General features: G+C 54.9%; 20 protein-coding genes. 7 read left to right on the top strand and 13 right to left on the bottom strand.

The features are described from left to right. Positions 1–93 precede the first annotated feature (93 nt). The 3 genes from LOY51_RS15315 (at position 94) to LOY51_RS15305 (ending at position 4071) form a co-directional block, all read left to right on the top strand. Positions 94–594 (top strand): sigma-70 family RNA polymerase sigma factor, encoded by a 501-nt coding sequence (locus LOY51_RS15315; RefSeq protein WP_258641875.1) that lies wholly within the window; start codon positions 94–96, stop codon positions 592–594. Positions 595–598: 4 nt separating this feature from the next. Further along, positions 599–1537 carry a FecR domain-containing protein gene (locus LOY51_RS15310; RefSeq protein WP_258641873.1) on the top strand — a complete coding sequence of 313 codons (939 nt, stop codon included), beginning with the start codon at positions 599–601 and terminating at the stop codon, positions 1535–1537. 101 nt (positions 1538–1638) lie between these two features. Beyond that, positions 1639–4071 carry a TonB-dependent siderophore receptor gene (locus LOY51_RS15305; protein ID WP_258641871.1) on the top strand — a complete coding sequence of 811 codons (2433 nt, stop codon included), beginning with the start codon at positions 1639–1641 and terminating at the stop codon, positions 4069–4071. 60 nt (positions 4072–4131) lie between these two features. Here the strand turns inward: LOY51_RS15305 and LOY51_RS15300 are convergent, their stop codons facing one another. The 6 genes from LOY51_RS15300 to mobH all read right to left on the bottom strand — a co-directional run bounded on the left by LOY51_RS15300 (position 4132) and on the right by mobH (position 13255). After that, a complete protein-coding gene (locus LOY51_RS15300) occupies positions 4132–4389 on the bottom strand; it encodes a TonB-dependent receptor (protein WP_258641869.1) in 258 nt (85 codons plus the stop codon). Between the two features lie 11 nt (positions 4390–4400). Continuing rightward, a complete protein-coding gene (locus LOY51_RS15295) occupies positions 4401–5153 on the bottom strand; it encodes a TonB-dependent siderophore receptor (protein WP_258641868.1) in 753 nt (250 codons plus the stop codon). A gap of 1288 nt (positions 5154–6441) precedes the next feature. Next, positions 6442–7626 (bottom strand): alpha/beta hydrolase, encoded by a 1185-nt coding sequence (locus LOY51_RS15290; protein ID WP_258641867.1) that lies wholly within the window; start codon positions 7624–7626, stop codon positions 6442–6444. After that, positions 7620–8066, bottom strand: a complete 447-nt coding sequence (locus LOY51_RS15285) for a response regulator (protein ID WP_258641866.1) — start codon at positions 8064–8066, stop codon at positions 7620–7622. Before LOY51_RS15285 ends, LOY51_RS15290 begins: the two co-directional genes overlap by 7 nt. Then, entirely contained in the window at positions 8032–11340 is a 3309-nt protein-coding gene (locus tag LOY51_RS15280; protein ID WP_258641865.1) for a hypothetical protein, read from the bottom strand. The genes LOY51_RS15285 and LOY51_RS15280 overlap by 35 nt, the downstream gene beginning before the upstream one ends. A 196-nt stretch (positions 11341–11536) precedes the next feature. Then, a complete protein-coding gene (mobH, locus tag LOY51_RS15275) occupies positions 11537–13255 on the bottom strand; it encodes a MobH family relaxase (protein ID WP_258641864.1) in 1719 nt (572 codons plus the stop codon). Positions 13256–13477: 222 nt separating this feature from the next. Here mobH and LOY51_RS15270 point away from each other — a divergent pair, with 222 nt between their 5' ends. Both LOY51_RS15270 and LOY51_RS15265 read left to right on the top strand, forming a co-directional pair. Then, positions 13478–13672 (top strand): DUF7740 domain-containing protein, encoded by a 195-nt coding sequence (locus LOY51_RS15270; protein WP_258641862.1) that lies wholly within the window; start codon positions 13478–13480, stop codon positions 13670–13672. A 125-nt stretch (positions 13673–13797) separates the two neighbouring features. Further along, the gene (locus LOY51_RS15265) at positions 13798–14163 is read left to right on the top strand and encodes a histone-like nucleoid-structuring protein, MvaT/MvaU family (RefSeq protein ID WP_258641860.1); all 366 of its coding nucleotides are present in this window, start codon (positions 13798–13800) and stop codon (positions 14161–14163) included. A gap of 85 nt (positions 14164–14248) precedes the next feature. On the opposite strand, the gene LOY51_RS15260 is transcribed toward LOY51_RS15265, so the two are convergent. The 3 genes from LOY51_RS15260 to LOY51_RS15250 form a co-directional block, all read right to left on the bottom strand. Beyond that, positions 14249–15187: an ArdC family protein gene (locus tag LOY51_RS15260; protein ID WP_258641857.1), complete on the bottom strand. Its 939-nt coding sequence runs from the start codon at positions 15185–15187 to the stop codon at positions 14249–14251. Between the two features lie 84 nt (positions 15188–15271). Further along, positions 15272–15595 carry a hypothetical protein gene (locus LOY51_RS15255; RefSeq protein ID WP_258641856.1) on the bottom strand — a complete coding sequence of 108 codons (324 nt, stop codon included), beginning with the start codon at positions 15593–15595 and terminating at the stop codon, positions 15272–15274. Between the two features lie 297 nt (positions 15596–15892). Continuing rightward, complete coding sequence (locus LOY51_RS15250; RefSeq protein ID WP_085663843.1) at positions 15893–16258, bottom strand: DUF3085 domain-containing protein; 366 nt, start codon at positions 16256–16258, stop codon at positions 15893–15895. Positions 16259–16692: 434 nt separating this feature from the next. On the opposite strand from LOY51_RS15250, the gene LOY51_RS15245 reads away from it, so the two are divergent. Continuing rightward, a complete protein-coding gene (locus tag LOY51_RS15245; protein ID WP_258641855.1) occupies positions 16693–17058 on the top strand; it encodes a hypothetical protein in 366 nt (121 codons plus the stop codon). On the opposite strand, the gene LOY51_RS15240 is transcribed toward LOY51_RS15245, so the two are convergent. From LOY51_RS15240 to LOY51_RS15225, 4 genes are read right to left on the bottom strand one after another with little or no spacing between them, the layout of a single operon-like run. Further along, positions 17047–18588, bottom strand: coding sequence for a conjugal transfer protein TraG N-terminal domain-containing protein (locus LOY51_RS15240; protein ID WP_258641854.1), 1542 nt, complete (start codon positions 18586–18588; stop codon positions 17047–17049). The two genes, LOY51_RS15245 and LOY51_RS15240, sit on opposite strands and share 12 nt — an antisense overlap. A 9-nt stretch (positions 18589–18597) precedes the next feature. After that, the gene (locus tag LOY51_RS15235) at positions 18598–18903 is read right to left on the bottom strand and encodes a hypothetical protein (protein ID WP_258641853.1); all 306 of its coding nucleotides are present in this window, start codon (positions 18901–18903) and stop codon (positions 18598–18600) included. Continuing rightward, positions 18900–20255, bottom strand: coding sequence for an integrating conjugative element protein (locus LOY51_RS15230; RefSeq protein ID WP_258646655.1), 1356 nt, complete (start codon positions 20253–20255; stop codon positions 18900–18902). The genes LOY51_RS15235 and LOY51_RS15230 overlap by 4 nt, the downstream gene beginning before the upstream one ends. Next, on the bottom strand, positions 20255–21232 hold the full coding sequence (locus tag LOY51_RS15225) for a TIGR03756 family integrating conjugative element protein (RefSeq protein ID WP_258641852.1): 978 nt from the start codon (positions 21230–21232) through the stop codon (positions 20255–20257). Before LOY51_RS15225 ends, LOY51_RS15230 begins: the two co-directional genes overlap by 1 nt. Between LOY51_RS15225 and LOY51_RS15220 the strand changes: the two genes are divergently transcribed. Further along, on the top strand, positions 21231–21425 hold the full coding sequence (locus tag LOY51_RS15220) for a hypothetical protein (protein WP_258641851.1): 195 nt from the start codon (positions 21231–21233) through the stop codon (positions 21423–21425). The genes LOY51_RS15225 and LOY51_RS15220 overlap by 2 nt on opposite strands. The last annotated feature ends 15 nt before the right edge of the window (positions 21426–21440 follow it).

The following is a 21440-nucleotide window of genomic DNA, read 5'->3' as shown; positions in this document are numbered from 1 at the left end:
ATTGATCTCTGATCACTGCGCGCAATAAATTCCTTGCCATCCCCACAGTCTTTCGCAAAAAATATAGAGAAGCATTCTCATATGCAGGCCGCCATGCACGCTCTCGATTCGACCCCTCTTCATCAGTTGTATCAGGCGCACAGCGGCTGGCTGAAAACTTGGTTGCGCACGCGGCTGGGCAATACCGCTGATGCCGCGGACCTAGCTCAGGATACTTTCCTGCGGGTACTGGCAGCGCGCAATGCCGAGGCGATTCGTGAGCCGCGGACCTACCTAAGCTCCATCGCTCGAGCGCTGATGATCGACCGCTTTCGCCGCCAGGCGGTAGAGCAGGCCTATCTGGATGTGCTGGCGCTGCGCCCCGAGCCGATGGACATTTCGCCGGAAACCCGCCTGCTTATCATTGAAACGCTGACTGAAGTTGACGCTATGCTCGACAATCTCGGCGAACGTACCCGCACGATCTTTCTTGCCGTGCAATTGGAAGGTCTGAGTTACGTAGCGGCGGGCGAGCGCTTTGGCGTGTCGGTGACCACCGTAAAAAAACACATGATTCGCGCCCTCACCAACTGCCTGTTGTTGGCTCAGGGTTGACGCTGTGCCAGATCGAAATATTCTTGAAGCGGCGGCCACCTGGTATGTGCAACTCAGCGCAGCGCCGGGTGATCAGCACGAATGGAGGGCCTGGCAGGCTTGGTTGGCGAAGGATGCCCGGCATGCCGAGGCATGGAGTCAAGTGGAAAAGCTGCAGCGCCGTTTGGCAATACTTTCACCAGAGATGGCCTTGCCTGCATTGGCTGGTGTTCGCGCCCGGCGCCGGGCGGTTTCGAAGATGCTCGCCGTACTTCTCACCGCAGGGGGGGCGGGCGTCGGTTTTTATGCGGTGGAGCCCTTTAATTCGCGTATGGCGCAGTATCGCACCGGCAAGGGCGAGCGCCGCGATGTACGGTTGAGTGACGGCACCCGGATGTTGGTCAACACCGACAGTGCAATTGATGCGGACTTCAACCACAGACTGAGGGAAATCTGCCTCTACCGGGGTGAAGTGTTGTTAGAGACCGCTAAAGACGCTTCTCGACGCCCGTTGGTAGTCCACACCTCTGAAGGTAGCGTGCGCGCCCTCGGTACTCGCTTCAGTGTCTACAGCCACGATGGTCGCAGCGACGTGCGGGTGTTCGAGCATGCCGTGGAGTTGCGCCCGGCGCAGGCGCTCAGCGCCAAGCTGCGCCTGGAGGCCGGGCAGCAATCGGGCTTCGATCAATCTCGATTCAACCCCGTCAGCACGTTGCCGCCGGCCAGCGATTCCTGGACGCAAGGCATGCTCATGGCGCTGGACTGGCGTTTGGGGGACGTGGTGCGTGAAATCAGTCGCTACCGCGCTGGTTATCTGACCTGTAGCGATGCGGTCTTCGGTTTGCGAGTGACGGGATCGTTCCGCCTGGATGACATCGATACCGTGCTGGAAAACCTCGCACACGCCTTGCCAATCCGCGTGCGTTATCTGACCCGTTACTGGGTGCGTATCGACGCCGTTTAAAAAATTCGCCTCAGGGGTTACCGATTTGCATTCTCATACGGCCAAGCATTGAAGCGGCGATCACTGCCGCGCTTTTGCCACGCCAACCGAAGGAAATCTGTATGTCCCGTCGTCTGCTGCAAGCGGCGAGCCCCCTGGCTCGCGCTATCCACTTGGCTTTGGGGTTCGCCGTCATCCCTTGTGTGGTCCTGCCAGGGGTTGCCATTGCCCAGCAACAGGTCGCGCGCTTCGACATCGCACCGGGACCACTGGGGTTGGTGCTGGGGCAATTCGCCAATCGGGCCGGTATAACGCTGTCGTTCGCCAGCGAACAGACCGAGGGTTTGACTTCACCAGGTCTGCGCGGTGAGTACACCCTGGAGGAAGGCCTGTCACGCTTGCTGGCAGATAGCGACTTGCAGGTGCGCCGCGAAAGCAACGGCGGTTACCTGCTGATGCCCAAGGCCGCAGTAGGCGACACCGCGGTAGAACTGACCGCACTGAGCATTTCCGGTAAGGCGCCTGGGTCCACCACCGAAGGTTCGGGGTCCTACACCACTGAGTCATCCAGTAGCTCGACTCGCCTGAACCTGTCGCTGAAGGAAACCCCCCAGTCGATCACCGTGTTGACGCGTCAGCGACTGGAAGACCAGAAGCTCGATAACCTCACCGACGCCCTCAATGCCACTCCGGGCGTGACGGTGATTCGTGAGAGCCTGGGTGCCGACAGCACAACCTACATGTCCCGAGGTTTCGCCATCCGCAACTTCGAGATCGACGGAGTACCAACTTCGGCAAACATGGACAACTACACCCAGAACACTGCCATGTATGACCGGGTGGAAGTGGTGCGCGGCGCCACAGGTCTGATCAGCGGACTGGGCAACCCGTCGGCGACCATCAACCTTATCCGCAAGCGGCCGACCACTGACCCGCAGGTTCTGCTGTCGGCCGAGGCAGGCAATTGGGATCGCTATGGCTTGAGTGTGGATGTGGGCGGTGCGTTGAACGATGCAGGCAATATTCGCGGGCGCTTCGTCGCAGACCACAAGGACCAGCATGCCTGGATCGACCGATTCAGCCAGGAACTGTCCACACTCTACGGTATTACCGAACTGGACCTGAGTGATTCGACATTGCTCACCGTGGGCTTCAACCACCAGGTAACCCACAGCAATGCTCCTATGCGCACGGGTTTTCCGCTGTTCACCACGACGGGTGAAAGGACTGACTTCAAGCGCTCGTTCAATACCTCCCCGGACTGGAGCTACTATGATCGCGAACAGAGCACCTTGTTTGCCTCTATCGAGCAACACTTTGCCAATGGCTGGAGCGGCAAGGTCGAGTACAGTCATTCGCGCAACGACTATGACTCAGTCATCGCTTACGTGGATGGCGAGATAGACCCCGTGACAGGTGGCGGCGCTACCATCATGCCGACACGTTGGCAGGCCGCGCCGACACAAGACAACCTCGATGCTTACGCCACCGGCTCTTTCTCGTTGTTGGGCAGGGAGAATGAGTTGATCACCGGCGCCACTCTGTCTCGCATCGAAGAGCGCGGTACGCCGAACTACGGGGGCTGGCAGGGTTCGTGGACCGGGTACGACGATGCCATCGACAACATCTTCACGTGGAACGGTCATTCGCCCAAACCAGTGTTCAACAAGGTAGGCGCCAGCGACATGACCGAAACCCAGTACGCCGCTTACCTCACCTCGCGCTGGCATCTGACCGATGCAGCCAGCCTGATACTGGGGGCGCGGGTGGTGGACTGGAAGCGTGAGAACAAAAGCTGGCTGTACAGCACTGACGCGACCACGAAAGTCGAGCGCACCGAGAGCGGTATTGTCATTCCCTACGCCGGTTTCGTCTACGACCTGGATGACACCTGGACCGCTTACGCCAGCTATACCCAGATTTTCAACCCGCAAGGCGATCGAATCCGCGACGTCAATGGCTCGCCGCTCGACCCGTTGGAAGGTACCGGTTATGAAGTCGGCCTTAAAGCAGCCTTTCTCGACAGCCGCTTGAACGCCAGCTTGGCGCTATTCCGCGTCGAGCAGGACAACTTGGCCGTGGCCGACGGTAACCGCCTGCAGCCTAACGGTTATCAGGCCTATCGGGCGGAGAGCGGCACCACCAGTGAAGGCGTCGAGTTGGAAGTCAATGGCGAGCTTGCTGAAGGATGGCAGGTCTCAGGTGGATACTCCTACAACGTCAGTTTCAATGACGACGACCAGCGCATCGTCACGGAAATCCCACGTAACAGTGTCAAACTTTTCACCACCTACCGCCTGCCAGGCGAACTGGACAAATGGACCGTGGGTGGGGGAGTGAACTGGCAGAGCGAGTCGGGTTATGCCTTGAGCTACGCCACCACCCAGAGCAGCTATGCCGTGACCAGTCTGATGGCGCGCTATCAGATTTTGCCAACGCTGTCGGCGACAGTGAACGTCAACAACCTGTTCGACAAGGAATACCTGACGACCACTGCGGGAGGGTTGTACGGGGCGCCACGTAACTTCATGACAACATTGCGTTACGCGTATTGATCCATCAGGCCGCGGTCTGCTCGGGCTCACAGGTGTTCGGCGTGCTCGTTGTGCATACGCTCAGAAAATGTACTTCACCGACAGCATCAGGTTGCGCGGATCACCATACACGCTGCTTGGTACCGCAACCGTGTTGCTGAAGGAGTTGTAATAAGATTTGTCGAACGCGTTGTGCAGGTTCAACTGGGCGTCAATGTGGCTGGTCGGTTTGAAACCAATCATGAAATCGACCAGCGCGTAGCCCTCCTGCTCGATGATGAACGTCTTCGTAGCATTGGTGCTGTAGATGCGGTTCTGCGCATACAGCGAGCTGCCCACACGCCACTTTTTCATTGCCCAGGCAGATGGTAGGTGGTGCTCATCTTGAACTGGTGACGCGGGATGTCGGTGTCGAACAATCGTCCTTCATTGGATAGGCTGTCTTTGACATACTTCGCCTCGGTGAACGTGTACCCCGCGCCCAACTCCCAGTTAGGTGTCAGCTGGCCCTGAACCTCCAGTTCGATGCCATTGCTGCGAACCTTGCCCGCCGATTCATAACACGCGGTGGTCGGATAGGTCGGGCACAGGTCGCGACCGGTCACGGAATTGGCGCGGTTTTCCTGGTCGATCTGGAAGATCGCCGCTGTCGCGTTCAAAGCACCATCGAAGTACTCACCTTTTATGCCCAGTTCATAGTTTTTGCCGGTAATGGGCGCGATGATCCCGTCGCTGACATCCATGAAACTCTGTGACTTGAAGATATCGGTGTAGCTCACGTAGACCGAGTGATGAGCGTCCAGGTCATAGATAAGTCCGGCGTACTTTGTCACGTGGCGAGTGACTTTCAAATGCGCCTCTGTATTGCGGTAGGGGTAGGTGGTTTCGTTGTCGTACCAATCCAGACGGCTTCCCACAATCAGCTTCAACGGGTCCGCCAGGCTTAGACGGGTGGCCGCGTATGCGCTGTTGAGCTTGGCGTTGGTGTTCTGCCAGCCGTACTTGGTCTGGCTCGGCACTTTCGGCGTGGCGCCAGAGTTCCAGTTGTGGATATCGATGTTGCCCTTGAGCAGGATGTTGTTTGGCACATCGCCATTGAGCACCAGTTCGTGTTCGCGGCCGGCGAAGTTGAAGGGCCCGTTGGCACGTGCATCCGGATTGCGTTTGAGGAGTGGATCCGGTTCGCTGACTTACAAGCCTTTGATGATGTCATTAGCCCCGACGAGGGCACTGAGAAGGGCTCGCATCGTTGATTCAAGGTTTCAAAAGCTCAGGCGTGTCAGACGACTGCCTTGCTCGATGGTCTGAGCCAAAACTATTTTGAACCCATCGACAACCTCAGGAGGATGCGCAATCGAGAATGGCGATTTTTTATATCTCTCTCAGTGGGGTCTGTTCAGCTAGCTCAGCATGAATTACGGCTCAACCTTTCGAATGAATTGGTCGATAGCAGCCGGTCACGATGGACCGCTATCGAACCCTATGGCATTGCATGGGGTGCAAGGGGTCGAGTGTTCGAATCACTCCGTCCCGACCAAATAACTCCAAAGAATCCAGTCACTTAATGGTGACTGGATTTTTTTATGTCTGTCCGCTTTCGTCTGGTTAGCAATTTTGCCCCACTTTTTTGCCCCACCGAATTTCAACAGCCGTTTGTCACGAATTCAGAAACGGCAGAGTCTCGGGCATTTGCATCCCTTCATGCGAAATGGCGATTAGGCGAGGGGGTGGGGCGCTGGAAGGTTCGAATCCCTACGCTTCCGCCATTAATTCTCATTAAAGCCCTGATTTATCAGGGCTTTTTTGTGCCTTAGCTTTTTTGGTCCCCCACCTGGTCCCCCATTTACAGTTAGGCTTTCTCTGGCCTGCTGCGGATTGTGATGGACGTGCTGATCTAATCCAAGGCGTACTGACTCGAGTCACGAGGGGTTGTTTTCGAGAGCGGCGCATGTAGAAGATATGCTTGTGTTACCGGTTAGTTTCGACCCATAAGTGCCGTTGTTGAAGGCGCTCACGTGGCTTCGCCAATAGCCTACAGGAGACGCAGCTTACCGCCAGTGACCTGTGTGAAGCACAGCTAGGTGACGCCGCTGTCCCCTAGAGTGATGCTAGAAGAGGCCAGAACTCGCTGCCTGGTGTCGAGAGGCATGGTCTACCTTTTCTGTGCGCGTGAACGCCAAGAAGGAAACAACGCGGCGGCGGATGTCGACACGTTGGGATTGCACACCGATGGCCAGCCTCGAGTACTACCGTCCTTTGGATTTCCATCGGTATTGCAGGTCTATCCACAGTATCCTACTCCTAAACCGTTGAGATAGTTGCTTGGAGCTTTATCTTCGGTATCTGAGGGCTGTACTAATGTACTCAATCAGGCTAAGTAAGCACTAAGAGTTAGCGCAATATAGCAAAAATCAACAGCGCGGCTAATGCAGTTATGATATAGGTATAGCTTGACGAAAAGACTATGGATACCATCCTTGCTATAGGGGCGGTGAGATCATTAAATACGGGGTCTGGGCGGCTATCGATAGTTTCAGGCGCCTGTCCGTTAATGATGGGAGACCAATGCTTACTGTAAAAATCATTCCCGTCTTCTATTTTGCTGAAGTATAAGCTGTGGCCTCCCTTGAAGTATCGGTTCATGAAGCTTGAAGTATGCTCTCTCTGAAAGCCTACCCGGCCGGCAAAGCCTAGCCCTGGCACGAAAAGTTTTGAAAGAATTAGTACGCTGTCGCTGGTTCCGCAGTCATTTACTGTTAGTTTTGAGCGGCTTACTATGTGGTCTATAGATGTCGACTCTAGAAGTGGAGAGCCACAAATTATAATGTTTTCAACTGTTGATGACGCCGAGATTTGCTTAAATGCTTCGCTCAATATTATTGATCCGAAGCTGTGGGCAACTATAGAAATTTGCTTGTCCTGATTTAGGTCGATAATACGAGCAACTCTTGCGCCGACCGCTCGAGCTTTCTTTTGTCTTGTTGCGGGGAAGAAAAAATAAAGGAGGTCTAGATATCCATACTTTTGCTCTGCGAACTCGAAAGATCGAGAGTATTTTTTAATGTCTTGTACTAAGTCGGCCTGCCATGAACCATGTGTTCGAATTCCATGGATAGTAATGAGTAAGTTGTCTTTCACCAGGCGAGCAGTTCGCTGGGCAGCTTCCACGTGAGCCTTTATTTGAGAGGTCAAAGTAGCAAGCCAATCCAGCTTGCTTAGGCTTCCTTCAAGAACAAGTGATGCGGTGGATAAAAACTTGCTCTGGTGCGCGGCTAATCTATCAATGTCGGCAGTTAGGCCTATTATCGTTCTGGGGCGAATAAAAGGCTTAGCCGTATTGTCTAAATCATCTAGCAGTGACGCGCTATGAGATGCTTGAGCTATTCCACCGTCCTTTTTGGGAATCAGTACGTCGAGTATGAGAATGTCTGCGGGCTCTAAAAGTTCAGAGCGCGCAGAGTCAGCGCTTTCACAAGCGATCAATGTAAAATGGTTGATAAGGCCAGACTCCCTTACGGCATTTTCAAACAAGGCTTGTCTGGGCTTAGAATCGTCAACAAATATCACTTTCAGCATTTTATTTCAACAATCCTTTTTTCAAGTTCATCCTGCCACGTAGAGTCGCTTGACTCAAATATTATACAGCCTTTATATGAGTCGCCAAGTGTGCCCAGTAAGTCGTGGATTTGATCTATGCTAAGGCTTTGCGTATCAATGCTGAAGTCTTTGTATCCAGTTAGTATGACGAAAGGAGGGAGGCGCTTCATTTTAGAAAGTTTGGTTGCGATTTCTTTTCCCCCGAGTGCCCTGAACCTACCACCCTGAGTGGATTCACTTCGATCAAACGTCGGCATGCTCATGTCGACGATGAGAAAGTCAAAGTTTATTTCATGTGCCAGTGTTAGTCCGGAGTTGTATGACGCGGCTTCTGAAACGATTAAGTCAGGATGAGTGCTGAGAAAGTCCATGACTTTTTGCCTTTTAAGCGGGTTGTCTTCTATCACTAAAACTTTCATTATTCAACTCCACTATTGCCGAAAAGGTATCATTGTCTCGGGTTATGTCAAATTCAAAGCCTATTGAGCAACTAGTTAAGATGCTGAAGATCTTGTAGAGGCCTGTTCCGCCTTCGCTTGTGTTGAGGCATAGGTTTTCTGGAGTCCACTTGAGTTTCTGCGCCGTAATTATATCGTCAAGCTCAGTTGCAAGTTGTATTGATACAGAATTAATGATTTTGATCGTGTTCCTGCTTTCTGTTACTTGGTGCTCCAGAATTATAGGCGAGCTATCCTTACTGTATTTCTGTGCGTTCTCAAGCGCTGTGAATATGGCAATGAAGAGAGAGCGGGATTCGCGGTAAGTCAATAGTAGATTGCTCTTGCTTTGACTAAATTGAAGGCTGTGGTGGCCGTGGCCATATATGGACTCAAAGGATGAGACCGAAGCTTCAATAACCACTCCCAGGCGCTCTAGACTGTCAGTGCTTTGATCTCCGACAAATTTGAACCAGTTAAGTACAACCTCGATTTCCTTCGTGAACATTGATCTGGCGGTTTTTATTTCTTGCGTCAGATCAAGCATGGCAGTATCAGCTTTAGCAGCCGCAATAGCATCCTCAAGGCCGTTTAGCAGGTCGTTGATATCGCCTGCTAGGTCGTTCGCTATTAGAAGCTGAGCTCGACGAGCACTCTCGCTGGCGATCTCCCACATATAGTCAATAAGCGCCTTGAAGAAATGCTCTGCGTTTTCGGAAGACTCGACAATCTCTGAAATACGTACCAATCGGTGATGGTAAGCTTTAAAATCGAATATGCCTTCTGAATTCTCTTGTCGTACATCTACTCTGAACTGTTCATTTGTGAGGGATAGTGTGTCATCTACCTTCTTGGAAAATTCACGCAGCACAGCATCAATGGAGCTGACTACCCAGGTATTGACATACTGATAATGCTTTTTCCAATGGGTATTCTCAGTGTAGACACCTTCTTTTTGAGGAGTGACCAAATGGGTTTTTTCAAAACATGATCGAAGTTGTGCTTCAAAAACAATATGGCGAATTTCAGCGCTCAGGTATTTGTCAAGGCCGTAGTTTTCATTCAGTGCAAAATCATCCACTGCAGTTACGAATATGGTGTAAAGGATCTCTGCTTTTTCGGTTGCCGCGATCGCGTTTGTGTCCGACAGCCTGAATAGATCTCTTGATCCTTCAAGCGAGTTAGTATCTGGTAAAGGACTCAGCGCAACGCCGCCGGGTATCGATTTAGCTTGATTAAATAGAGCCGCATATACATGTTTGCGTTGTGCTTCAATCTCTTGCACGTCAACGTAAAGTTTTCCAGACTCGATTTTTGCTCTTAGTTTTTCAACGAACAGACCTTCCAGCACGCTGTCGCGTTCTAGGCGCAGCTGTTTTTCAATTTGGGGTCTGGCCTTGATCAGAAGATCGATAATGGCAACTCTTTCATGAACTACTTCATCATTCGATTTGTATTGGAATAAGTTATCGAGCTGTGACGGTATGCAGATCTGATGCAAGAAGTAAACCTCATTAGGTGTTAGCTCCCTTGCACTAAATACTGAAGATAGTCGGTGTGTTTTTGCTGAAAAAATGTAGTCTTCAAACTTTTCCGATTTTAACTCTTCGAATCTGCTATTGAATTCTTTGTGATATATGTCAAGAGCTGCAAGGCATACTATTCTATCGTTGTCCGAATCTGGTTCAATATCGTTCATCTCATCGCAGATTCGCCCGAATGGCAGATGGTGAAAGCTAACATTGTTTTTTTGGTATTCTGCAACTGCGAAGTATGCTGCTTCTATTAGCGCTCCGGACTCCAGAAATGTATGTGCTTTTAATTTCAGATAATCGGATTTAACTGGGAAGGTTGACTCGGTTAGATCTCTACCAATTTCTTGGGGTGTAAAGTACTTAGCTGCTCGGTAGCTAGGCAGCATCGTTAGCAGTTCATGGTTTATTAGGTTGACAGCCGATTTGCCATGTAGAGCTTTTGGAGTGTTATAGTCGCCGAGAGCGACTGTTTCCAACCGGGCTAGCTCCAGGCTGTGTGGCTCCGTTGTCTCCTCAAGTATGGACAGTAGATGGAAAGATAGGGATTTCGCCCATGCTTCAGTTTTAAATTTTACCGTTAGCTTGCTTAGGTTCTCAATTTTTTCGACTGTGTTTTTTTCGCACTGAAGTATTGAGGAGAGGTCGCCAGCCAGCTGATCTAGAAATGTTTCTCTGGAATTGTTTGATTCGAGGTATATTTTTGATTTTGCATATATCTCAATTAATCCAAATATAGCTGGATTTTCGTTTTTGAGCATTTCTCCAATTGTTAGTACTACATTGCTATAGTTTCCAATAGTGTAGTCATTTACGACGCTTAAGGTTTGTTCTGAGGTTGAGTTTTTGGCTGTTATTGCATGTTTAAGTGGATGGTCGCCAAGTCGATCAGCTATCTTGTAAATCTTGTCTTTCAGATCTCTCGAAAGAGACCCATTTGCAATTTTTTCAAATACGACCTCTTTGAATGTTACAAACTGATCTATGATTGATTCGGCGACTTCAGATTTTAAGTGATAGAGTTCAACTCTTCTGTCTGGATCTAAATATTTTGGCAGGTGCGTGCAAGACTCAATACCGCCATGCTCTATAGCTTGTTGTATACCAGAGCTACGATATTCCGCGAGCCTGGAGCGAGTGTCATTCAGATAAACACCTATAGCGCTACCTTCTGACATTAGCTGCAATTTGATTATTGAATTTGATACATTCGCCTTTGGAAATAAGTCTTGCAGTGTAGATAAGAAGCTCTTAGTGTCTTCTTTTTTTATTTCTTTTGTGATGTGAGTCCTGGTATGGATGGACCACCAACTTTTGCTGAGGCTGTCAATTTCATCAAGTAGACTGAATGCGGCATCAGGTTCATTTTTCAATATTTTGAATGTAACTTTTTGTTGTAGTTCTAGGAACTCGCTTAAGGTTTTTTCATTTTTATAAAAGAGTCCAAGGGTCCAATGCATGAAGCCGTCGGCACTAAGTCGATTGCTGAAAATAAGTGCGTCGTAATGCTTTCTGTCGAATGCATATACTGGGTTTAACATTTCAGGTAGTTTGGGGTGGCTCGCCAGCTGAAATATTAAGTCGTATTCTTTTCCGCGATCAAGTTCGCACACCTGGTTTGCTACTCTATTTGCCGTTTGCTGCGCCTTTTCTTCACGCCGAGCAGATAGGATTGACAGGTCAACAGTATACTTTTTCCCTTTTATTTTTCGCGGAGTGTTCATAACGATGCTCATTGCATGATTGTAAAATGATGGCATTCTACCACCACTTGTCGGTACGGTAATCCCCATTTGAACGCTGCCGCGCAATCGGGCGTGCTACGTTCGTGCACCAACGCTGCCTCCGCAGCCACGGCGGTTACCGATTTTGACCGAAGACTCAGGAACTCCCTTTCGATGCGCTTGCGGCGACCGCTTCTCAATCCCTTAAGGTAAGATATGGGTTGTTCGGTAAAAGCTTAGCTCCAATGGATTCGCTTTCTTGCATCAAGTATCCATTGACCAGGCTGCTTTTACGAAGACCTTTGACTCCACATGTCCAGATGTTCCTGCCATCCGAACGCTTCAAATGAATGCCTAGTTTTTCAAAAACTCGTTGAATTCGTCGCCATTCATCGGACGGATTCTCTCCTTGAGCCTGCTCTGAATGTTCCAACACATAACGTTGGAATATACCTGGAGTGACTAGGAAAAACATTCCATTGACAGTATGGATCTTAGCCCTGCTCTCATTTACTAGTAATCGATGGTGCTGAATGCCCTCGCGCAGCCACTCTAGAAACGCAATCCCCTCCGCATCCTGGGGTGGCGCATTTGCAGACTGCTCGCTTCTAGTGCTTGAGTTGGTCTCAGGCTGACGCGGCTCCTCCAACATATCCATCAGATCGTCGAGGTAATCGAACTCCTGACTCTGGGGAGCGGCGGCCGGCCGCGTCTCATCCGCGGCAGTTTGCGGCCCAGCTATACTCGATTCGCTGGTTTCACTAGTTGGCAGGGGGGCGATCGTCATCGCTTCAATCGTGCCGCTAAAGTAGTCTGGTCGGAGCTCATCGGCCCAAATCAGGCTCGGCTGCAGGAGGAGGAAGGTGAAGCGGTGCTGCCAGTCACCGTCTGTGACAGTGGCGTTCCAAACCGCTTTGCCTTCCGGCGTCGCTTCCACCAATCCATGGGATTGCAGCTCATCGAACAAGGCGATGTTGGAGGAGGGGATACCGTCTACAGCCTGAGCCAGCAGATGTGCGCGCAGCTTGTCGGTTGTGGTCTTGCTGACCAGCCACAGGTGGTCTTTAGTTAGCCAGCCGGCTGCGCCGGGCTGGTTGAGCTTGAACTCGTTCTTCACCAGATGGCGCAGTCCCGTCAGCAGATGATGCTGCAGCGAGTGCTTGGGTGCCTGCAAAGCCTTCGCGGGATTGCCACCGATGTTTTGGGCGGTGGACACCCGGTCAGCCTGCAGCACCAATTCCCCGAGGGTCCCAGCGTGCTCGTAATGGTCTGCGAGCAGGAACAGCAATTGGCCCCACAACTCGGGGTAATCGCTGAGCCAGTCGAGCAGGGCGGGCGGTAGGATCTGCGTACAGAGCAACCCCGCCGCGGCGCCGTGCAGCTTGTAATCGCGGCCTGGGTGGTAGCGGAAACGGTAGGGCTGGTTCAGTGGGCCGTGCCAGGGGTGCCAGCGTTCGGCATTCCGATACTCGACCTGCAGGTCGACCGCGATTTTGCCGATGTCATGGAGCAGAGCGCCGTAGGCAATCGCAGCACTCCAGGCATCGGCCTGAGCAGCCTGGTCTTCTGGTGCCGCGTCATTGGGGAGGAGGTAGGACTGGCGCAGCTTCAAGCTGCAGGCCACCAGCTCCAACCCATGATCGAGCATGCCCCCGGGATAGGCGTGATGATGGCTTTCGCTCGCCGGGAGCTGCTGTACGTAACTGGCGTAACGGCGGATGGGCTCGAGGTAGAGCTGATCAAATTGTGCTTCGGAGAGGGCCGTGTACTGCCAGATGCGTTCGAGCAGCTTTCTCCGGTGATCGGCGGCGAGCAGAGATTCGGCCGACTGGGGGAGCATGAAGCCCTCGGCGATGAGCGTGGGGGTGGGCTCTGCCGCCTCACCTTTTTGAAATGTTAACCACCAGCGTTTCATCGCATGACCTGCTGTTCGTTCGGGAGGTCCTTTTGCCTTTTCGGATAGAGCTCTTACCTTTGCGCCCCCTTCCATTGCCGCCGTTACCCTTTACCGCCTTGGCCCTTTTTACGCGTGTGATAATTCGAAGCCAGGCGCATCGGGATCGGCGGCCGCTCGGAATAGCGGACCCTTTGTTCAGGGCGTAGACTGCCTAGCACGATTTCTAGAGCAGGGGCGCGGATGACGTTGAGTGATGCAGTGTTGGTCGTGTTATTGGCCGATCGGATTCATGGCACGGATGCGGCCATCCGATCTGCGGCCAAGCGCTGTGCGAAAAAGCTGCCGCGCAGCCAGCGCGATATCGTGTTCAAGATTGGAAACAGCGCAAATCCGCGGCAACTTGTGGCGCACCTGTGTCAGCACTTGTCTGATTGAGCGACCAAGCGAGGTCGTTTTAACCGGCACCTTGCAAGAGCGCGTGCGCTTTAAGTAAACCCTCGGCTAAATCCGCGGTCTCAGTTACTATCCCAGCACTTGTCCCACGCCTAGGAAGATTATTCATGTCCAAACTTGCCGAGTTCAAGGCACTGGAAGCGCAACTGGCCGCGCAGCTGCAACAGCTGGATGCCATGAAAAACGACTCCGGTTTGAAGCAGGAAATCGAGTTTGAACAGAAACTCAAAGCGTTGCTGGAAGAGTACGGCATGGGCCTGCGCCAGGTGATCAGCATTTTGGATCCGTCCAAGGGCCTGAGCGTACCGACCGCGAGTGCATCCAGCAGCAGCCAGCGCAAGCCTCGCGAGGTGAAGCGCTACAAGCATCCGCAGAGCGGTGAGGTTGTGGAAACCAAGGGCGGCAACCACAAGATCCTCAAGCAGTGGAAGCAGGAGCACGGCTCGGACACTGTCGAGAGCTGGCTGCAGTAATCACTGGCTTTATGACGGCGGCGGATGCCGCGCAGCAGATAAAACAAAGGCCCCGGATAGGGGCCTTTTTGCTGGATGTGTGGAATCACGCGGTGAGGCGTGCGGGTGTATCCGTGGCTTGGTCAGACTGCAAGGCCAACAGGTACTCAGAGGCTTCCCGGGCCTGACCACTGGCGCGGAAAATGGCTCGTTTGTCCTCCTTGAGTATCTTCAGCCAGGACGCCAGGTATTCCTCGTGCCGCAACTCACCCGTGGTACCGGTGAGTGCGCAGAGAAACGCGGCGCTCATTTCTGCGATCAGTTCCTCGAAGGCATACGCCGTGGAGCCGAATGCATGCCCGCCGGTGATACCCTCACGGTTCAGACGCGACCGGTGGCCCGACCAGTGTGTCAGCTCATGCAGAGCCGTTGCGTAGTAGCTGCCGACGTCCTCGAACTGCGCCTTGGTAGGCAGCTGAATCAGATCACGAATCGGCTGATAGAACGCATCATCGCCGTAGCGATGCTCGATGCGCGCCCCGCTGGCGACCAGCAGTTGCTCGGCCGGTTCATGATCGATGAAGGTCGCGGGCTCGGCGTGCTCAGCGGAGGCTGGCTCCTCGCCTGGTAAGCCTTCGGTCTGTTCGATGTTGAACAGGCAGTGCGTCCGAAGCAGCGCAAACTGCACCATCTTGATATTGCCCTGTTCATCACGAACGACTTGGCCGTCCTCGTCGTGCGCTTCCTTGCTTATCGGTTTGTACAGCACCGCGAGGGTGGATTGCTCGCCTTTGCGCACATGGCCTCCGGCTTTGCGCGCCTGGTTGTAGGTCAGCCAGCGATCTTGGGTGAAGCCTCGTAGTCGCGCCTCCGCCCACAGTAGCGGAATGTTGATGCCGGCGTAGGGACGCTTGGTAATGGCGTTGATGGGAAAAGGACCGTCAGCGCTTGAAGCTGTGGTGGTCCAGGGCTTGATCCAGGGGATCACGCCTTGGCTCAGGGCGCTGACGATTTTGTTGGTGACGTCCAGATAGATGTCGGACATGACGTTCTCCGATTGTGAAGGGGAACGCCACCCCATCCGGGAGGTGTTCCCGGTTGGGGTAAGGGCAGAGGAAGTGCTGGTGTGTCAGAGGACTTTGAGATCCACCGAATGCTCAGCTGGCAAGCGGATGTGCAGGAAAGAAGGGGCGCTACGTGGCGTGATGTGGGCCAACTGCAACAGCGAAAGTTGTTCGGCCGCAGATGGCACGCCGTCCTGTGGCAACTGAATGTGCAGATCAGTTGGACAGGGTGACGAATGAGTAGCAGCCGCCAGAGCACTGGTGAGCAGGATGGCCAGACGTTGTGCTACCTGATCTGCGGAGACGTTTCCTGGGCCAGGCTCCATGAGTTGCTGCCATACGCCAGGGCTGAGCACGACGGCCGTGGAGAGGCTGCAGTGGCTTGACATGAGTACCTCCAGAGTAGATCGCGCGAGCACCTCAGTCGAAGTGTGGCGGGGCTTAGTCGCTGTAAATATTGCCGCGAGCTGGGAGTGCCTAAGCAGTAAAAAACCTGTGTTGAGCGGTGGTCAATGGCCACTCAGGAACATCGCAAATACGCCTATCCAGAGCGTTCCAAGGAAGGAAGGGCGCTTTGGCTTTCTGATAAATGGCGACCTCGGATGGAACGGAAGGCACCCGGAAAGGCGCTTCCAGAGGTCCCGACAGCGAGCCCTCTGGAAGCGCCTGTGACTTAGGTCAGGTGGTCAAGATTTTCCCGTGGGCTCGACCTCGGCGGCCAAGTACAGGTGAGTGGAAGTGGCTTCAACCACCAAAGATCCTGCTGTCCCGCGAAGACTGGCCAGGACAGGATCTTCGATGTCGAAGTACTCAGCGAAATCGTCACCGCCGAATTCGTCTTTAGCGCGATTCCACCAGGTATCGAAGTCGTCGACCTCGGGGTTGCAGCCAATGGCATACGCCACTCGCTTGCGGCCGCTTCCATCGGGTTTGCTCTCGCCGATCTCCGCCATCAGGTAAACGCCGTGGTCCTTTACCAGCATCACTTTGCAGCCATTGATACCGGCTTCGGCCAACACCGCGTGAAGTTCAGAGCCTGTGAAGCGCAGCATGATGAAATCCTCCAAGAGGTGCGGAGGAATTCCACCCGTGCGGGAGAATTCCCAGCACTGGAATGTTGAGTAGGCGCGTCGAGGGTGCAGGCTTTGGGAGCCCGGGGATTTAGAGGGCGTTCATCACCGCGGGAGCGGTGACCATGCGAGCTGCCGAACGCTAATCGCACTTGGGACAACCATCACATGTGTGACGTAGCCTCGAAGGTCATGGCTACCTGGGATGCTGGATAACCAGCGATTGCACTTATTCAATATCAGGCAGGTTGGTTGTGGTCAATGGTGGGGCAGATGCAGATTCAGTCGTAGTGTCCGCATTGTTCCATGGCGGTGTTTCAGTCCGCTGCTGAACGATGAGCGGTGCTGTTCGTGGGCGGAAAGGAGTAGACTTGAATCTTGGATCCAACGGGCTATCTGCCTGTGGGAGGTACAAGATGCGTAGCCAAGTCCGTCCTCATTCATTTTCGGGCCGTATGGGTTCGAGCCTTGGAGCAGCCTGGCGAAATTTGGCCTCCAAGTTAGTTAGCTATCAGAGCCCGGCCCAAGCTCCATGTAGAAAGTTTTTGGTTATGGCAGCCAGCATGTCACTTTGCGTGTTTGGTCTTGTTGCTGTCGCTCTTTCTTTTATTTTGCTGATCGTCACCAGTCTGGCATTTGCTCTAGTTCGAAGCTGGTGGGAGAGCGCCGAACCTGTGGCGAGTCGAGAAGAATCAGTCCCAGACTCTCTGGGTGCTGATCTCTATATTGGCGATTATGATAGCAACGGCCATTACATAGGTGATTTTAAGTCACCTGATTGATTTCTTGCCGGCACTCGTCAATTGCGCTGTGCCTTTGCTTGCAGCGTCGGTTGCATTCTTGCCGCCACTTGCCAGCATGCTCTGGATCCCGTTACCCACGGCATAACCTGCCCAGCTCATGGTGCCCACGAACAACGCTGGCAAGACAATGAACATTGCGCCCATGACGTACTCGATCACCTGCGCGGTGACAGTCCCGTCCATGAATCCGGCCGTCGGCAACGACAACAGTGCCTGGTCTGTGACCGACACTTGGTTGTATAGCGTTTCCAGCATGCTCGAATCGACCCAGCGCGCAAGCTCCCACCAGAACGTCAGCATGTGCAGGGTGAACAGTGCAAACGTGATCGTCATGAGCGCCTTCAACTGGTAGGTGCTGATCAGTAGGACCAGTGGCAAGCTGATGATCGTGCCCATGATCAGGAAGGCCTGGACCATGGGTAAGGCTGCACGCAAGGCATTCATCGCCGGGAAATTGCTGAACGAACCCAAGGCCAGGCCGGTGTTGGTGGCGAGGTTGTTGAGCCCTTGCGTCAGTGAACCGCCCCGGGCACTGCTGCCGTAGTCCTGGAAGACCTGCCCAGGTGCCATGCTCAACGATTGCTGGCGTGGGCTTACCAATTCGCGAAGGGTGGCGTCTTCAATCTCAGTAGAAGTGCGCCCGGTCAGCCAGCCTCGCAACTGCGACATCAGCGACGGATCGACCTCGGCCACCAATCGATCGCGCAGTCCGACCGTGGCATCACCCCACCACTGCTTGCAGGTGGGGTAGCCGGCACCGTTGTCGAGCTGGGGTAGGGAGGTATCACGGGCCTCGTCGTATGGCCAATCGACCCTGGGCATTCGCGAGCGATCGGTATCGTAGTAACCCGGTGTATTGAGCAGGTAGGTCGAGCCGATCCAGGACGCGTCGTAGCTCTGCGATTCGTCCAGTTCGGGCCGATTGGTAAACAGCCGCGAGCGCGAAAAGCCGTAGCACTCCCGGGTGAAGTCGGCGACCTCCTGCAGCAGTACCTGGTCGTTGATCCGCGAGCTGTCGATCTCCATGCGTATCGCACGGATGTCAGGTGCGCAGGGGATCGACGCGGTCGCGGCGGCGGTGATGCCTTTGCTCATGGCATGCACCAGGAACCACCACACCGGCACGTTCGCTGACTTCTCGCCGATAGTGTTGAAGGTTGTGCCCCAAGCCGTATCCGCAGGTTTGGTCATGGACACGCCACACCGCTGACTCGCAGCATCGTCAAAGCTCACGGATGAAAGGTTCAGCGGGAAAAACGGCATGCAGCCAAACAATATGACCACGTAGCTCATCCACAGCCGGTTCTCGACGCGAGGGATCGACAACAGCCCCTTGTTGCCCTCGTCGGCACCCTGTTGGCGGGCCGACAGCCATTCCTGCAGGATGATCGCGCCGAACGGAGCGGCGAACAGCCCGGTGTCCGCCAGCGTGTTCCAGATGCCGTTATTGATGATCCAGGCCAGCAGCGACAGGTAGTACTCGAGATAGCTGTTGGTGCTCATGTTCATGGCTGCACCTCACACGCGAGACAGCTCGACCAGGATGATCGAGCTGAAGCCGATCAATCCCAGGCGCTTCAGCCGTTGTTGATCTGCATGCGTGGGCCGCCTGCGCAACGCTGCGGCCCAACCGGCAAAAATCAGGGTGTACATAAGCGCGCGCCAGCACGCGAAGTAGGGCGGTGTCCCTCGTGCAGGTTCGAGCCAATTCAACAGGGTCACGGACAGGTGCAGCGCCATCCAAGCAATCAGCAACATGCCCAGCATGGCGCCGAGGATCATCAGCACACGTGCGAGCGTGGACCTCACCGAAAACAAGATCATGGCGTGCTCCTCTCCTGTTCGGCCCGGCGCAGTCGGTCCGGCTCCGGATCGCGCTGATCGATGCTACGCGAGGCGTCGGCACCGCCGGCGTGGCGATCAAGGACCAGGCTGGCGGTGTTGGTGGCCAGCGCCTGGCGTACCTGCAGCTCGGTTTGCAGCAGGCGGATTTCGCGCTCCAGCGTTTCCACGTTGCCGTTGAGGGCGCTGGTGGCAGGATGCGCCGAAGCCACGTTGGGTTCGTGGCTGCCGGCAAATAGCGTGCGCTGCAGCAGCATCGCCTTGTAAATGACGCTCGATAGCGCGGTCTCGCTGGCCAGGCGTCGGGCCAGCAGGTTCTGGTCGGGGTCGTCGCGCAGCCCTTCGATGACACCGCGCGAGACCTGCAACAAGGGACTGGAGACCTTGCCCAGGTTCTCCGGTGTCGGCTGCTCGGCGCCTGAGACCATGCGATGCAAGCCTTCAAGGTTTTCCGTGTAGGTTTCCTGGATTAGCGGTGACAGGCCGGTACCGGCAGTCACGCGCAGCGTCTCGCAGTCGTCGCAGGTCTGCACCTCGGTTTCCCCAAGCACACGCGTCGCCCACTCGGAGGCCTCCTCGGGACTCGACCAGGCTTGGCAGATGGCGCCATTTTGGCAACCCGAACCCAGAGCAGAGGTATCCTCGACCGCCCGGTTGTGCAGCAGGTTGTAGCCGGCTTTGACGACGTCCGACGTCACCCGGATGGGTTGCTGGCCGTTGCCACCGGCTTTTTGCCCAGCGACCCAACTGACGCCGTTGTTGCCGTTATTGGATTCGGTGTCCTTCACTGCCGTCACGGCATCCCCGCCGGACTGCTCGAGGTTGTGCTGCATCTCCTGGTTCTGCGCCAGCGCGCCCCAGCCGGCCTGGTCGACCTTGTCGGCCATCTTCGCCGCCATTGCCTGGCAGGTGAGCTTGGAGCGGTCGAAGTCGATCCGTCCCTGCAGAACACCATTGCTCAGCAGCTCATACAGCCCGGGGTTGGCGCGCTGGATGATCATCGCCGGCAGCGACATCACTGCCTGTGTGGCGTTCTGGATCACGTTGCCCATGATCTGCTGGAAACCCTGCGTGGCGCCATTGAGCTGGTTCTGCAGGGTGTTCGAGAGGTTCATGTTTCCGCACATCATGTTGGCGCGCCATGACATGCCCACGCCAAGGCCATTGGGTCGGTAAAGCGAGGAGGGCGCTCCTGCCGCCGAACCACCGCCGATGGTGTACATCACCCGGTCATCCAGCACCGGAGCCTGGTCACCAAGGTGGTAGCCGTTCTCGGCGGCGTGGCCCACGGCACAGACGAGGAAGCACAGCAAACCGAGCGAGAGGGTCTTCATCATTGGCCTCCGTCAAAATCGATGCTGAACAGGAAGGTCTGTCCCATGCGCTGGCAGCAGCGGTAGGGCCGCCACAGCGACCAGGCATAGGCGCCGTCGGCGCTCTGGATCGTTGGGCTGGGGAAGATGGCGCAGGTGCTTTGGATCACCGGCGTGAGCAATTGCCAGCGGTGGTTGTTGACGTTGTTCTCCAGTACCGGCTGCGGTGGCCAGTAGCCGGGCGCGGGCATCGGCTGCAGCGGCCGATAGACGTGCGGCTGGCCAATGCGGGTGATGAAGTCACTGGCGCGCTGCGCCATTACGGCACCCGCCTTGAAGTCGTCGGGCTGCACCAGAAATCCGTGGCGTGGGTAGACGCTACCCCACATGTCGCCGAGTGCCTGGTTGCCGATCTCGCGCATTCCCGGCACCAGTGCTTGCGGGTAGACGGATTCGGGAATGGCCTGGCGCCACGCCAGCGGGTCGAGGGTACTGAGGTAGTAGGGCGCAAACGGCACGGCACCGCTTGGGCACGCATAGCCGAACGTGTGCGCCAAGGCCGTCAGGGCAGCCCCGCCGGGGTGCCCGATGCCGTCGACATTCTTGAACCGAGGCAGGTTATCGCGCTGCAGCGAAGGCGTGATGAGGTTGCCACCGCCTTGGGATGCTGACGTCGGCATCGACAGTGCGGACATCTCGCTCCAGGGGTTGCCCCCGGTGTCGGCGTAGCTCGACACCACTAGCTCGGGAATGAAATGACGGATCTTCGGCGAGGTGCGCACCGTGCAGCCGAACGGCGTGCACAGCAGCCAGTAGCAGATACCGACGACCCGGTATTCCAGGCACTCCAGCGAAGTGACGGAGGCGATGATGGTCGGGGTGGTCAGTGCCAGGCACTGCTCGGTGGCGATAAGCAGAACCGCCGCAGTGAACGCACGACTTCGGCCAGCCTTCTTGGGCATCGGTGATCTGCGGCGGGTAGAGACGGTCACGTTCATGGGCAACGCTCAGAAGGTGGCAGCGGTGTGCGTCCATGCGCCAAGTTTCAGCATCCCAGATCCGGCACTGGAGGAGGGGAGGCAAACTGAGCCCGGGTTTATCGATTTCTTCTGGCGGCAGATTTGGCAGAGCGAATCAGGCAAAATACCGAAAGAGTACAAATGTGCTCTTGTCGATTTTTTGCTGAACTAAGGGGGTGCGAACAGT

Origin of the sequence: Pseudomonas sichuanensis (genome assembly GCF_024749065.1) — a bacterium.
GTDB lineage: Bacteria > Pseudomonadota > Gammaproteobacteria > Pseudomonadales > Pseudomonadaceae > Aquipseudomonas > Aquipseudomonas sichuanensis.
Note: the sequence above shows the minus strand (reverse complement) of the source record. Positions and strands in the feature narration are given on the sequence as shown.

Bases quoted from the DNA above. Each gene is read 5' to 3' on its own strand.
- LOY51_RS15315 (WP_258641875.1), top strand. From the start codon at position 94: ATGCACGCTCTCGATTCGACCCCTCTTCATCAGTTGTATCAGGCGCAC.
- LOY51_RS15305 (WP_258641871.1), top strand. From the start codon at position 1,639: ATGTCCCGTCGTCTGCTGCAAGCGGCGAGCCCCCTGGCTCGCGCTATC.
- LOY51_RS15290 (WP_258641867.1), bottom strand. From the start codon at position 7,626: ATGCTGAAAGTGATATTTGTTGACGATTCTAAGCCCAGACAAGCCTTG.
- LOY51_RS15285 (WP_258641866.1), bottom strand. From the start codon at position 8,066: ATGAAAGTTTTAGTGATAGAAGACAACCCGCTTAAAAGGCAAAAAGTC.
- LOY51_RS15280 (WP_258641865.1), bottom strand. From the start codon at position 11,340: ATGAACACTCCGCGAAAAATAAAAGGGAAAAAGTATACTGTTGACCTG.
- mobH (WP_258641864.1), bottom strand. From the start codon at position 13,255: ATGAAACGCTGGTGGTTAACATTTCAAAAAGGTGAGGCGGCAGAGCCC.
- LOY51_RS15270 (WP_258641862.1), top strand. From the start codon at position 13,478: ATGACGTTGAGTGATGCAGTGTTGGTCGTGTTATTGGCCGATCGGATT.
- LOY51_RS15265 (WP_258641860.1), top strand. From the start codon at position 13,798: ATGTCCAAACTTGCCGAGTTCAAGGCACTGGAAGCGCAACTGGCCGCG.
- LOY51_RS15260 (WP_258641857.1), bottom strand. From the start codon at position 15,187: ATGTCCGACATCTATCTGGACGTCACCAACAAAATCGTCAGCGCCCTG.
- LOY51_RS15255 (WP_258641856.1), bottom strand. From the start codon at position 15,595: ATGTCAAGCCACTGCAGCCTCTCCACGGCCGTCGTGCTCAGCCCTGGC.
- LOY51_RS15250 (WP_085663843.1), bottom strand. From the start codon at position 16,258: ATGCTGCGCTTCACAGGCTCTGAACTTCACGCGGTGTTGGCCGAAGCC.
- LOY51_RS15245 (WP_258641855.1), top strand. From the start codon at position 16,693: ATGCGTAGCCAAGTCCGTCCTCATTCATTTTCGGGCCGTATGGGTTCG.
- LOY51_RS15240 (WP_258641854.1), bottom strand. From the start codon at position 18,588: ATGAACATGAGCACCAACAGCTATCTCGAGTACTACCTGTCGCTGCTG.
- LOY51_RS15235 (WP_258641853.1), bottom strand. From the start codon at position 18,903: ATGATCTTGTTTTCGGTGAGGTCCACGCTCGCACGTGTGCTGATGATC.
- LOY51_RS15230 (WP_258646655.1), bottom strand. From the start codon at position 20,255: ATGAAGACCCTCTCGCTCGGTTTGCTGTGCTTCCTCGTCTGTGCCGTG.
- LOY51_RS15220 (WP_258641851.1), top strand. From the start codon at position 21,231: ATGGGCAACGCTCAGAAGGTGGCAGCGGTGTGCGTCCATGCGCCAAGT.
- LOY51_RS15225 (WP_258641852.1), bottom strand. From the start codon at position 21,232: ATGAACGTGACCGTCTCTACCCGCCGCAGATCACCGATGCCCAAGAAG.